Genomic DNA, 13,382 nt, shown 5'->3' with positions numbered 1-13,382 from the left:
GGATGCTGGCACCAATGCAACTCCGATCAAGGAAGGGTCAGGACGTGGTAACGCCCCACGTCATAGCCGGAAAGATGTAACAGACGTTTAAAGCCTTTGTGACGCAGGCGGGCCAGCCCCCCGCTCACTCCGCCGCCTGCTGCACCCCCGGTCCGCCCTGACGCAAGGTAGCCAAAAGATCTTCCCGGCGCTTTTCGGCCTTGCCGGCATTTGCCTCTTTCACCGGTCCGAACCCCTTGATCTGGAGCGGCAATTCGGCCAGCGCGACCAGCGCGTCCATACGAGCCGCATCAGCCTTGGGCAACCAGTCCGCAAGATCCGCCTCGTATTGCCGGATCAAGGCACGCTCCATGCGGCGTTCGGCGGTTCGACCAAACGGGTCGAACGGCGTGCCGCGCAGCCATTTCAGCTTGGCCAAAAGCCCGAACCCCCTGAGCATGCTTTCGCCATAGGTTTTTTTGACCGGTCGTCCGTCCGGTCCTGTCTTGCTCAGCCCCGGCGGCGCCAGGTGGAAGGACATCTTGAAGTCGCCGTCGAACTGGGCCCGCGCCTTGTCACGCGTTTCCAGATGCAGGCGCGCCACCTCGTATTCGTCCTTGTAGGCCAAGAGCTTGTGATACCCCAGCGCGACCGCCTCTTTCAGTCGCGGGTCCTGCGCCCGATCGACCAGCTTGCAATACCGCTTGGCCAGCCGTTTGCCCTGGAATTTCACCAGATGATCGGCGCGATATGCGATACGATCTTCCAGCGTCTTGGGCAGCGACACCACGTTCGGCGCGATCGCCTGCTGCGCGTCGTCGGGACAGACCACCGCCCAGCGGCCAATTTCGAAGGCGCGGATGTTCTTTTCAGCCGCCGCCCCGTTCAATTCGATGGATCGGACAATGGCAGCACGGGACAGTGGCACCAAGCCACGTTGCCATGCCGCCCCGAGCAGCATGATGTTCGAAAAGATCGAATCCCCCAACGTGGCTTGCGCCAGTTCGGATGCGTCGAACAAGTCCAGCCTGTCACCCAGCCGCGCTTGCAGGGCGACTTGCAGCCTGTCGCTTGGAAGTGCGAATTCCGTATCGCGTGTGAAATCGCCCGTCATGAATTCGTGGTTGTTCACCACGCCGCCGGTACGCCCCGTGCGCATCAATCCCAGGGTCTTTGCCCCGGCGCTGACAACAAGGTCGCCGCCGATAAGCGCATCGGTTTCCCCGGTCGCCACGCGAATGGCGCTGATATCGTCGGGCGCATCCGCGAGCCGCAGATGAATATGGACTGCGCCGCCCTTCTGGGCGAGGCCTGCCATTTCCATCATGCCAGCCCCCTTGCCATCGATCTGCGCCGCCTGCGCCAGCACGGCGCCGATGGTCACAACGCCGGTTCCACCGACACCGGTGATCACCATGTTCCAAGTCCCGTTAATTTCGGGCAAACGCGGCTCCGGCATGTCGGGCAGCGTGATCTCCGCCGTGGCGGCCTTTTTCGTCTGCGCCCCTTCGAGCGTTACGAAAGACGGGCAAAACCCCTTGAGGCAGGAAAAATCCTTGTTGCAGGACGACTGGTCGATCGCCCGCTTGCGGCCCAGTTCGGTGTCTTTTGGCACGATCGACACGCAGTTCGACTGTACGCCGCAATCGCCGCAGCCTTCGCAGACATCGGTGTTGATGAACACACGCTTGTCCGGGTCCGAAAACTGCCCCCGCTTGCGGCGGCGGCGCTTTTCGGCGGCGCAGGTCTGGATGTAGACGATGGCGCTGACACCCGGGACCTTTGCAAACTTATCCTGCACGGTTTGCAAATCCGACCGTTCCGCAAATTCAATGTCTTGCGGGAAGGACTTCAGGTCAACCTCCTCTTTCTCGTCATAGACGACCGCAAGATGTTTCACGCCCATCGCGCGCAGTTCCGCTGCGATCTGCTGAGGGCCAAGCCCGCCATCGTTCTTCTGCCCACCGGTCATGGCGACGGCATCATTGTAAAGGATCTTGTAGGTGATCGTCGTGCCCGCAGCCAAGGCCCCACGGATCGCCTGCACCCCGGAATGGTTATAGGTCCCGTCTCCGATGTTTTGAAAAACATGCGGCGTCTTGGAAAACAGCGATTCGCCGATCCAGTTGGCGCCCTCCGCGCCCATATGAGTGAACCCAAGGGTTTCTCGGTCCATCCATTGCACCATGTAGTGACAGCCGATCCCGGCATAGGCGCGGCTGCCTTTTGGCACCTTGGTCGAGGAATTGTGCGGACAACCCGAACAGAAATACGGCAGACGCGGCGCGATTTCTTCGGCATTGTCGGCTTTTCGAGCCTCATCAAGGGCTTGCATCCCGGCCTTGATGTGATCCGTGTCGCGGCCTTCCTCGATCAGGATCTGGCCCAATTTCTCGGCAATCAGGATCGGGTCGAGTGACCCGCGCGTCGGGAAAAGCTCGGGGCCGTGCGTCGATCCGGCGCCACCACCCTTGTGCCAGCCCCAGACGCGCCGGCCGCGCCTGTCGTCGAATATCGCTCCCTTGATCTGCACCTCGATCAGCTTGCGCTTTTCCTCAACGACGACAATCAGATCAAGCCCCTCGGCCCAGTCCTGGAAGCCCTTCATGTCCAGCGGCCAGGTCTGTCCCACTTTGTAGGTCGTGATCCCAAGCCGTTCCGCCTCGGCGGCATCAATCCCCAGCAACGACAGCGCATGCACCAGGTCAAGCCAGTTCTTGCCCGCCGCGACAAGGCCGATCCTGGCACCGGGCTTGCCCCAGACCCGCTTGTCCATCTTGTTGGCGTGCGAGAACGCCTCTGCCGCAAGGCGCTTGTGGTCGATCATCCGCATTTCCTGGTTGTGCGGCGTGTCACCTAGACGGATGTTCAGCCCGCCTTCGGGCATGTCGAACTCGGGCAGGACAAAACTCATCCGGTCCGGCCGGCCATCGACAACCGCCGTCGCCTCGACCGTGTCCTTCATCGTCTTGAGACCGACCCAAAGCCCGGCAAACCGCGACAGGGCAAAGCCGTAAAGACCGTAATCAAGGATTTCCTGCACCCCGGCGGGCGACACGACGGGCATATACGCGTCCACCATCGCCCAGTCGGACTGGTGCAGCACCGTCGAGGATTCGCCGGTATGGTCGTCTCCCATGGCCATCACGACACCGCCCTGCGGCGACGTGCCAGCCATGTTCGCGTGGCGCATCGCATCGCCGGACCGGTCCACGCCCGGCCCCTTGCCATACCAAAGCCCGAACACCCCGTCATGGGTGCCCTCGCCGCGCAATTCGGCCTGCTGCGCACCCCAAAGCGCGGTCACGGCCAAGTCTTCGTTCAGCCCTTCCTTGAAGGTCACATCGGCGGCATCCAGGAATTTTGCTGCGCGGGTCATCTGCTGATCGACCGCGCCGAGTGGCGAACCACGGTAGCCCGTGACATAGCCGGCCGTGTTCAGGCCCGCTGCAACATCGCGCGCTTTTTGCGTCAGCATCAACCGCACCAACGCCTGCGTCCCGTTCAGCAGAACAGGCGATTTGGAAAGATCGAAACGGTCATTCAGCGTAATCTCGGCTTTGGTCATTTTACGCCTCCCTGCGTGAAATGGTGCCTTGTCATGGTGCAAATTTAGGTCACATATACTGACCTTGCTACCAATTTCTGTTGAAATTTCCGTGTTTCGATAAGATCTCGTGCAATAATCAATTTATGCCCTATAGACGGGCCCGAACGGAAAAAGAGTAAAAGATGGATTGGGACAAGCTCAGAATATTCCACGCAGTTGCCGCCGCAGGAAGCCTCACGCACGCCGGCGACATGCTCCACCTGTCGCAATCCGCGGTGTCCCGGCAGGTTCGGGCGCTCGAAGAAGCGCTCAATACCGTGTTGTTTCACCGCCATGCCCGCGGGCTGATTCTCACCGAACAAGGTGAATTGCTGTTCGACGCCACCCGCTCCATGAACAAGCGGATCGAGGCAGCCACCGCCCGTATCCGCGACAGCGAAGAAGAGGTGTTCGGCGAACTGCGCGTGACCACCACCATCGGGTTCGGCTCGCTCTGGCTCGCGCCGCGCCTGCCCAAACTTTACGAGAAATACCCGGACCTCAATATCGACCTGATGCTCGAGGAGCGCGTTCTCGACCTGCCCATGCGCGAGGCCGATGTCGCCGTGCGCATGAAAGAACCGAGCCAGGCCGACCTGATCCGCAAGAAACTGATGTCGATCCGAATGCGGCTTTACGCGACCCCCGAGTACATCGCCGAACATGGCGAGCCTTTGACGATCGAGGATATCTCACAGCACCGTCTAATCTGCCAGAATCCGCGTGCCGCACAGGTCAGCGCGGGTATGACACTTGTGCAACAGTTGCTCACGCAGGACATCCGGTCGACCCTGACGGTCAATAACTATTTCGGCGTCCTGCAAAGCGTTCTGTCGGGCCTCGGAATCGGCGTTCTGCCCGATTACATCATCGAGGATTTCCCGAGCGTCCGGCGCGTGATCCCGGATTTGGAATCCAGTGAAGTCCCTGTTTTCCTTGCCTTTCCTGAAGAACTCCGCCAGTCCAAACGCATCGCGGCCTTTCGGGATTTCGTCCAGGAGGAGATCTTTGCACACCGCCAGACCCGCAAGGCACTGGAGGTCGGTCGCGCGGACAAAGTGTGACCCATGCACCTCAAGCATAGCGGGAATGACGGCAGCGGAAGGCAACTCCTCTTGCCAGACACAGGATTGCTGACATATTCAGCAAACATGAGGTGACACGCTGATTTGCGCATCATCTTCATACCTCCCTGTTGGACTACGGCCGAGCTTTTAGCTCGGCCTTTTTTTGCAGAATCCGCCTTCACCGACCCGTGGAATCAGACACGAGAAAGGCTGCACCTTTGGCACCGCCTTTCTTCGGATCGCACGGCGGACGTGTCAGCTTCGCGCCTTGGCCTGGCGTGACATGCGCTCCGCGATGCCGTCACGCGACAGGGCCGATTTCGGCGCATCCGACGCCTTGTGCTTTTCGATGGCCCGAATGCTTGAATAGGCAAAAGCAAGGACGAACCCCAAGGTGCCGAAGGTCAGAATTCCAAGTCCAATACCCATCTTCGTCTCCTTTCATTCTCATCGGTCGTCATTGACATCGTGACCAAAATTACGGGAGCGCAGCAAAAGCAGATCAGATAAATTATAAAAAATACGTGTTTTCAATAGCATACAAATGTATACTTCAAATACCGCTTATTTCCGTGGCACGCCGATCAGGCGATGACCAGAATAACGGCAAGCCAGAAAACCGCGAGGCCCAGAAGCCCGAACTGTCCCGCGAAAAACGAAAACCCCGCCAGAAGCGCCAGCACGCCGCCAATCACGGCCGCCTGTGTCAAGGTAGGCCTCCCCGCCAACGCGGCCTCGACATCTGCAAGGTCGCGACCGGGCCACGGCCCGGCGATCAGGGCCGCAGTTACAAGCCGGCAATGCGCTCCGATTTTTTGCAGCATGTCCAACACCCTCCCGACTGTCGACACCCGTGTGCGGAAGGCTCACTACCACATGTGCAAAATTTCGCGCAAGGGGGAAGGCCTTTCGCCGCCTGACCGCTTGGCGTAAGGAGAAGCGGAACGATCAAGAGGATGCCGATGCAAGACCCCGCCATCACCGAAGACCTGATCTCCGCCCACGGCGTCAATGCCGATGAATATGCGGAAATTCTGCGGATCCTGAACCGCGAGCCGAGTTTCACCGAACTCGGCATCTTCTCGGCCATGTGGAACGAGCATTGTTCCTACAAGTCGTCCAAGATTCACCTCAAGACCTTGCCCACCACCGGCCCGCAGGTGATCTGCGGTCCCGGCGAAAACGCGGGCGTTGTGGATATCGGCGACGGTCAGGCCGTGGTGTTCAAGATGGAAAGCCACAACCACCCCTCTTACATCGAACCCCATCAAGGGGCAGCAACAGGTGTCGGCGGCATCCTGCGCGACGTGTTCACCATGGGCGCGCGCCCGGTGGCGGCGATGAATGCGCTCAGCTTCGGGGAAAAAGACCACCCCAGGACGCGCCAGCTTGTACATGGCGTGGTCGAAGGCATCGGCAGCTATGGCAATTGCTTTGGCGTGCCCACGATTGGCGGCGAAGTCCGGTTTCACGCGGCCTATAACGGCAATTGCCTCGTCAACGCGTTTGCCGCCGGATTGGCGGATGCGGACAAGATCTTCTATTCGGCGGCCAGCGGCGTCGGCCGCCCGGTGGTCTATCTTGGTGCGAAAACCGGACGTGACGGGGTCGGCGGCGCCACGATGGCCAGCGCCGAATTCGACGATACCATCGAGGAAAAACGCCCCACCGTTCAAGTCGGCGATCCGTTCACCGAAAAACGCCTGATGGAGGCCTGCCTCGAGCTGATGCAGACAGGCGCAGTCGTGTCCATTCAGGACATGGGCGCTGCTGGCCTGACCTGTTCCGCCGTGGAAATGGGCGACAAGGGTCAGCTTGGCATCCGCCTCGATCTGGAAAAGGTGCCTCAGCGCGAAGAAAGAATGACCGCCTACGAGATGATGCTGTCGGAATCCCAGGAACGCATGCTCATGGTGCTCGACCCCGCGAAAGAGGCCGAGGCCCGCGCGGTGTTCGACAAATGGGATCTCGACTTCGCCATCGTCGGTGAAACCATCGCCGAAGACCGATTCCTCGTCGTCCATGACGGCGTCACCAAGGCTGACGTGCCCCTGTCGCGCCTCAGCTCCTCCGCCCCCGAATACGACCGCCCATGGGAACCGTCAGAACCGCCCGCGCCGCTTGACGATGTCCCGGCGGTCGATCCCGTCGATGCGCTCAAATCGCTGATCGGCAGCCCGAATTACTGCGCGCGCAATTGGGTATTCGAACAATACGACACGATGGTGATGGCCGACACCGTCGAAGGACCGGGCTGGGGCGCCGGTGTGATCCGCGTGCATGGCACCGACAAAAAGCTGGCCTTCACCTCGGACGTGACGCCGCGATATGTCCGCGCAAACCCGGTCGAAGGCGGCAAACAAGCCGTGGCCGAAGCCTTCCGCAATCTCTGCGCCGTGGGTGCGCGGCCTCTGGCCACAACCGACAACCTGAATTTCGGCAACCCTGAAAAACCCGAGATCATGGGGCAATTCGTCGGGGCGGTGCAGGGCATCGGCCGCGCCTGCGAAGCGCTCGGCACACCCATCGTGTCCGGCAATGTTTCGCTCTACAATGAAACCGACGGCCAGGCGATCCTGCCGACCCCCACCATCGGCGCGGTCGGCTTGATCGCTGCGGACGAAGAGCCGATCCTCGGGCGGGCCCGCGACGGGCATGTGGCGCTTGTGATCGGGGATACACAAGGTCACCTGGGCCAGTCCGCGCTGCTCTGCGAGGTCTTCAACCGCGAAGAAGGCGATGCCCCCGCGGTGGACCTGATCGCCGAACGCCGCAATGGCGAATTCATCCTCGCGCAACGCGATTTGATCAAGGCCTGTACCGATCTGTCGGATGGCGGGCTTGCATTGGCCGCTTTCGAGATGGCCAGCGCTTCTGGCGTGGGCGTCCTGATCGACGAGACCGATCAGGCCCGGCTTTATGGCGAAGACCAGGGACGGTATCTGGTCGCCTGCAATTTCGATCAGGCCGAAGCCCTGATGATCGCCGCAGGTCAAGCGGGAGTGCCGATCCAGAGCGTCGGACGTTTCACCGGCGACACCGTCCGGTTCGGTCGCAGCCAGGCCCCCTTGTCCGAGCTGACAGACCTGCACCAATCAGCCTTCGCAAGCCATTTCGCCGTTTGAACCGAACCACGGATCGGCGCCGGACACAGCCTGGGAAAGCATCTGCTCCAAACGACCGAACCGATTGGAGCATCGAGACAGATCGGGAATTCTACGTCTCCGTGCCCCCACACGGGGGCATTGGCCCGACCTGTCAGAGCATGCCTATCATGCGTGCCTTTTCGCCCGGATCATCCGGGCGCGATATCGCCAACGCAAGCTCTTCCAGCGACTGGATCGAGTGACCCGCGCGGAAACTGTCGACATGGGGCAGCATCGCGCGGATACCCGTCGCCTTGGGCGCGAATCCGTCCCAGCGCAAAAGCGGGTTGAGCCAGATCAGCCGGCGGCTCGACAGGTGCAGCCGCTCCATCTCGTGCTCCAGCGCCCCCGCATCGTCCCGGTCCAACCCGTCCGTGATCAGCAGAACCACCGCACCCTGCCCCATGACCCGGCGCGACCAGTCGCGGTTGAAGGCGTGCAGACATTGCCCGATCCGCGTGCCGCCCTCCCAGTCCTGCGCCTGCGCTCCCGCGGCGCGCAGGGCGGCGTCCACGTCCCGCGTGGCCAGGTGGCGGGTGATATTCGTCAGGCGCGTGCCGAAGGTGAAGGCATGCACCCTGGCCCATCCCGCGCCTTTCTCGTTCGCGACCGCGTGCAGGAAATGCAGCACCATGCGCGAATACTGGCTCATCGACCCGGAAATATCGCAGAGCACGACCAGGTTGGGCCAGCGCGGGCGCGGCGTCTTGCGGGCAATGGTGCGAATCTCGCCGCCCTGCCGCATGGATTTCATCAGCGTGCGCCGGTAATCCGCCTGTCGCCCCAGCGCCGCCGCCGTGCCGCGCCGCGACGGAATCGGTTTCACCGGGAGCGACATCCGCGCCAGCATCCGCTTCGCCGCGGCCACCTCAGCCGTCGACATCTGCTCGAAATCCAGCGTGCGCAGCTTTTCCTCCGCCGACATTGTGAGGGTCGATTTGATCTCGATCTCGGTGCCCTCTTCGGACTGCTCTGCCTCCGGCACATCCGGCACCAGATCGTCCAGAAGCGCCTGTGCCGCGCGTTTTTCGCCCGAGGCGGCGGATTTTTCCTCCTGCACACCGCGAATGGCCGGGAGCATCATCGACATCATGTGCTCAAGATACTGCGGATCGCGCCAATAAAGACGAAAGACCTGCGCAAAGATCACCCGGTGTTCGGGGCGATTCACGAAACAGGCGTGCAAGGTCCAGTAAAAATCCATCCGTTCGGTGAACCCCGCCGCTTCGACGGCGCGGATGGCGTCGATCACCCGGCCCGGCCCGATCGGCAGACCGGCCCGGCGGAGGGCACGGGCGAAGTGGATGACGTTCTGTGCCAGACGCGGATTGTCGGGCAGTTCGAGGGGGATGTATTCGGCCATTACATGGCCAACTGGAGGCTCTGCCTCCAGACCTCCGGGATATTTTTGAACCAGAGAAGCATCATGCCGGTTCGACAGATGCCTTGGCTTCGTCCAGCAGGCGTTTGGCCTCCGAACCTTGAAGTTGCTGGATGTCGTCCTGGTATTTCAGGATCGCGCCCAGCGTGTCCGAGATCACCTCGGGGGACAGGTCGATCACATCCAGCGCCAGAAGGCATTTCGCCCAGTCGATGGTTTCGGCAACGCCGGGTTTCTTGAAGATGTCCTCGGTGCGCAGCCGCTGCACGAAGGCAACGATCTCGCGGCTCAACCTGGCCGAGGCTTCGGGCGCGCGGGCGTGCAGGATCTCGAGCTCGCGGTCGAAATCGGGGTAGTCGACCCAGTGATAGAGACACCGGCGTTTTAGCGCGTCATGCACTTCGCGGGTGCGGTTCGAGGTCAGGATCACAATCGGCGGCTCGGGTGCCGTGATCGTGCCCATCTCGGGAATCGTGACCTGGAAATCCGACAGCGCTTCGAGGAGAACCGCCTCGAACGGCTCATCGGTGCGGTCCAATTCGTCGATCAGCAATACGGGCGGCCCGGCGGCATCGGGGCGCATTGCTTCGAGAAGCGGGCGCTCGACCAGGAAATCGGGGCTGAACAGCTCTTTTTGCAAGGCATCGCGGTCTGCCCCACCCGCCGCTTCGGCGGTGCGGATGGCAATCATCTGCGCCGGGAAGTTCCATTCGTAGACGGCGCTCGATGCATCCAGACCCTCGTAGCATTGCAGGCGGATCAGTTTGCGCCCCAGGCTCTTCGCCAGCGCCTTGGCGATCTCTGTCTTGCCGACGCCGGCCTCCCCTTCGAGAAACAGCGGCCGTCCCAGTTTCAGCGACAGGAACACCACGGTGGCCAGCGGCCGCCCGCAGACATAGCCGGTGTCGGCCAGCGTGGATTGGACGGCGTCGATACTCTGTGGTGTCTGCATCGGGGGGCTCCTGTTGTTCAGGCCTTGCTGCCCCGGCCACGGCCCCGAGGTCAATAGCGCCAAGGTCGCACAAGCCGCAGACCGTGGCCTTTGCCTGACGGCGAAATACGTGCGGGACTGGCAGTGTCTCAGCAACAGAACATCATGGAGTCCCCTGTATTTCGGCCCAATTCTGCCTAATTTGACCGATAGCTGTTCATTCGAAATTCGATCCCTGAAAACGGGCCCAAGCCATCAAGGACACGTGGAGCATGCACGAGACCCGCGACCCATATACCCGATCGCTGAGCGACCTGAGCCCGTCGCAATGGGTGCAGGAAATCAAGGATTTGGGTGAAACATACGGCTTTTTCGAGCCTTTGGGAAAGAACCACACCGGCACCTTCATCGAAAAGGGCGACACCCTGCTGGTCAGCCTTGAATCGCTCCCGGCCATTCAGGCCCTGTCCAACGAGGCGCGGCCCGCAGGCTTTGACATCGCGCAGGCGAACGATTGGTCCTGCCTGTCCGTGGTCTGCAACCACGACACCTGGTTCCGCGACAAGGAAGTGTATGCGTTTTTCGACCAGATGACCGATGACGGCTTCTTCGAGGATTTCGAAAAGGTGATCTTTTACGGGGCTGGCCCTTGCGGCTATGCCGCCTGTGCCTTTTCTGTCGCCGCCCCCGGCGCGATTGTGGTCGCGCTCGAACCGCAGGCGACACTGGACCCGCGCGTCACCGAATGGGATGACCGGTTCACCCATATGCGCCGCACCGATTTCACCGACCGCTATGGCTATGCCCCGGACATGCTCGAGGCCGCCGAAGCGGCCTATGTCGTCTACGACCCCGCCAGCCCGCTGGACGCCATGCACGCCGCGCTGTTCGAACGCAGCGGCATCACGCGCTTCCGCGCCCGGCACATGAGCAACGGGATGCAGGCGCGCCTCGAGCAGCTTGACGCGCTTGAACCACTTGTCACGACGGCTGCGGACGGGACGCTGGATGATACGGTCTTTTCCCGTCTTTACCGCGCACGCCGCAACCACGTGGGATATTGCAAACGGCTGTTCGCCGCGGTCGAAGCGCGCGGCCACCCCTCCATGACCGAGGCCGTTTGCGCTTATATCGTCAACAATTTCGGCGGTCCGCGGTATCGTCGCAAGCTGAATGACTTGCGCAAGACCCGCACGGTCCCGAAGGACGAAGACGCATGACGATACTTATCGGCGCGTTGCGCGGCCTTGCGGCAAAACGGGGTCCGACAGCGGCCTCGGCAGACCCTCTGGTGTCACCCGGCACCGCGTGCTAATGGCCATAGCATGACCGACACGCTGACCATCCATACGCCCGACGACTGGCACCTGCATCTGCGCGATGGCGCAATGCTGCGCGCCGTGGCTCCCGAAAGCGCCCGCCATTTCGCGCGCGCGATCATCATGCCGAACCTTGTTCCACCGGTTGTCACCGGCGCGGATGCCGCCGCCTACCGCGACCGCATCCTCTCTGCCCTGCCCGAGGGGTCGGGCTTCACGCCGCTGATGACGCTTTACCTGACCGAGGACACCGATCCCGACGATCTGGCCCGCGCCCATGCCGACGGCCTGATCACTGCGGTCAAGCTTTACCCGGCGGGGGCGACCACCAATTCGACCAGCGGAGTGCGCGATTTCGAGGTCATCCGCCCGGTGCTGGAGAAAATGGCCGAGATAGGTTGCCCGCTTTGCGTGCATGGCGAGGTCACGGATCCCGATATCGATATCTTCGACCGCGAGGCCGTGTTCATCGACCGCGTCCTTGACCCGATCCGCCGCGCCACACCGGGTCTGCGGGTCGTGATGGAGCATATCACCACCAAGCAGGGCGTCGAATACGCCTCCGAAGGCGGCCCCGACCTGGGCGCCACGATCACCACGCATCACCTCGTGATCAACCGCAACCATATATTGTCCGGCGGGATCAAACCGCATTACTATTGCCTCCCCGTCGCCAAACGCGAGGAACACCGCATTGCACTGCGCCGCGCGGCAGTTTCGGGCGATCCGACCTTCTTTCTGGGCACCGACAGCGCGCCGCATACAGACGCCAACAAACTGCTGCCCTGCGGCTGCGCGGGATGCTTCACCGCGACCAACACGCTGTCGATCCTCTCGCATGTGTTCGAAGAGGAAAGCGCGCTGGACCGGCTGGACTCCTTCACCAGCATCAACGGTCCCAAGTTCTACCGCCTGCCGGCAAACGACAGCACCATCACCCTGAAGCGCGGCGACCCCGTGGCGTATCCTGCCCGGATCGAAACCGATGACGGCCCGGTCACCGTGTTTGATCCCGGCTATCCGCTGCATTGGCGCGTGGTGGGCTGATCGGTGCACGCGGCTTTGGCGCTCTTTTCCTTCATCTGAAAACCCGCTAGAGCGATCCAAAAGCCGGAGTCGCCATGATCCCTTCCTCCTATCCCGCTGCCGAAGACATCGCCCGCCTGTCCGCCCGGATGCTGCTCGAGATCGGTGCGGTGAATTTCCGACCTGATGATCCGTTCACGCTCGCCTCGGGCCTGCCCAGCCCGACCTATATCGACTGCCGGAAACTCATCTCCTTCCCCCGGATCCGGTCGACACTGATGGATTTCATGGCCGTCACCGTGATGCGGAACGCCGGCTTCGAAGCCTTTGATAACATTGCCGGCGGCGAAACCGCAGGCATTCCCTTCGCCGCGCTGGTAGCCGAGCGCATGGCCCTTCCGATGAGCTATGTGCGCAAGAAACCCAAAGGGTATGGCCGCAACGCCCGCATCGAGGGTGACATGACAGAGGGCCAGCGCGTCTTGCTGGTCGAGGACCTGACCACCGATGGCGGCTCCAAGCTCAGCTTCGTGGACGCGATCCGAGACACCGGGGCCACCTGCGCCCATACGGCGGTAATCTTTTACTACGACATTTTCCCGGAAACCCGCACAACGCTGGGCGATCACGGCGTCACCCTGCACCATCTGTGCGCCTGGTGGGACGTTCTGTCCGAGGCCCGCGCGCAGGGCAGTTTCAACGCCGCCACCCTGTCCGAGGTCGAGGCCTTCCTGACCGACCCCCGCGCCTGGCAGGAGGCGCGCAAGCGCTAGGGCCAGACGCACGCGCGCAGCCCGGCGCGGCCTGTTCCGCCCGATCAGCGCGGGCCGCGATCCGGCCTGCGACAGCCCGTCCGATCCCGGCCGCGCCGCCATGAGGCCCTTGGCCTGCGCGACCTTCAAAAAGAGACAGAATCGGAGTCATCCAGCCGGATCGGCGTCACA

At 62.0% G+C, this 13,382-nt stretch carries 10 protein-coding genes; 5 read left to right on the top strand and 5 right to left on the bottom strand.

Annotated elements, in window-relative coordinates; translation table 11 throughout:
- Nucleotides 1-124: 124 nt before the first annotated feature.
- The gene (locus LCF59_RS08435) at nucleotides 125-3,547 is read right to left on the bottom strand and encodes an indolepyruvate ferredoxin oxidoreductase family protein (protein ID WP_292287015.1); all 3,423 of its coding nucleotides are present in this window, start codon (nucleotides 3,545-3,547) and stop codon (nucleotides 125-127) included.
- A gap of 164 nt (nucleotides 3,548-3,711) precedes the next feature.
- On the opposite strand from LCF59_RS08435, the gene LCF59_RS08430 reads away from it, so the two are divergent.
- Complete coding sequence (locus LCF59_RS08430; RefSeq protein WP_292287014.1) at nucleotides 3,712-4,632, top strand: LysR family transcriptional regulator; 921 nt, start codon at nucleotides 3,712-3,714, stop codon at nucleotides 4,630-4,632.
- A 258-nt stretch (nucleotides 4,633-4,890) separates the two neighbouring features.
- Here LCF59_RS08430 and LCF59_RS08425 read toward each other — a convergent pair whose 3' ends face one another.
- A complete protein-coding gene (locus tag LCF59_RS08425) occupies nucleotides 4,891-5,064 on the bottom strand; it encodes a hypothetical protein (RefSeq protein ID WP_292287013.1) in 174 nt (57 codons plus the stop codon).
- Nucleotides 5,065-5,219: 155 nt separating this feature from the next.
- Nucleotides 5,220-5,459, bottom strand: coding sequence for a hypothetical protein (locus tag LCF59_RS08420; RefSeq protein WP_292287012.1), 240 nt, complete (start codon nucleotides 5,457-5,459; stop codon nucleotides 5,220-5,222).
- A 138-nt stretch (nucleotides 5,460-5,597) separates the two neighbouring features.
- Here LCF59_RS08420 and purL point away from each other — a divergent pair, with 138 nt between their 5' ends.
- Nucleotides 5,598-7,760 carry a phosphoribosylformylglycinamidine synthase subunit PurL gene (purL, locus tag LCF59_RS08415; protein WP_292287011.1) on the top strand — a complete coding sequence of 721 codons (2,163 nt, stop codon included), beginning with the start codon at nucleotides 5,598-5,600 and terminating at the stop codon, nucleotides 7,758-7,760.
- Nucleotides 7,761-7,893: 133 nt separating this feature from the next.
- Here purL and LCF59_RS08410 read toward each other — a convergent pair whose 3' ends face one another.
- Nucleotides 7,894-9,144, bottom strand: coding sequence for a VWA domain-containing protein (locus LCF59_RS08410; protein ID WP_292287010.1), 1,251 nt, complete (start codon nucleotides 9,142-9,144; stop codon nucleotides 7,894-7,896).
- A 61-nt stretch (nucleotides 9,145-9,205) separates the two neighbouring features.
- Nucleotides 9,206-10,114: a MoxR family ATPase gene (locus LCF59_RS08405; protein ID WP_292287009.1), complete on the bottom strand. Its 909-nt coding sequence runs from the start codon at nucleotides 10,112-10,114 to the stop codon at nucleotides 9,206-9,208.
- Between the two features lie 251 nt (nucleotides 10,115-10,365).
- Between LCF59_RS08405 and LCF59_RS08400 the strand changes: the two genes are divergently transcribed.
- From LCF59_RS08400 to LCF59_RS08390, 3 genes are all read left to right on the top strand, one after another.
- On the top strand, nucleotides 10,366-11,313 hold the full coding sequence (locus LCF59_RS08400; protein ID WP_292287008.1) for a phosphoadenosine phosphosulfate reductase: 948 nt from the start codon (nucleotides 10,366-10,368) through the stop codon (nucleotides 11,311-11,313).
- Nucleotides 11,314-11,418: 105 nt separating this feature from the next.
- Entirely contained in the window at nucleotides 11,419-12,459 is a 1,041-nt protein-coding gene (pyrC, locus tag LCF59_RS08395) for a dihydroorotase (protein ID WP_292287007.1), read from the top strand.
- A gap of 74 nt (nucleotides 12,460-12,533) precedes the next feature.
- A complete protein-coding gene (locus LCF59_RS08390; RefSeq protein WP_292287006.1) occupies nucleotides 12,534-13,211 on the top strand; it encodes an orotate phosphoribosyltransferase in 678 nt (225 codons plus the stop codon).
- Nucleotides 13,212-13,382: the final 171 nt, after the last annotated feature.

The organism is Marivita sp. (assembly GCF_020055675.1).
Lineage (GTDB): Bacteria > Pseudomonadota > Alphaproteobacteria > Rhodobacterales > Rhodobacteraceae > Marivita.
Note: the sequence above shows the minus strand (reverse complement) of the source record. Positions and strands in the feature narration are given on the sequence as shown.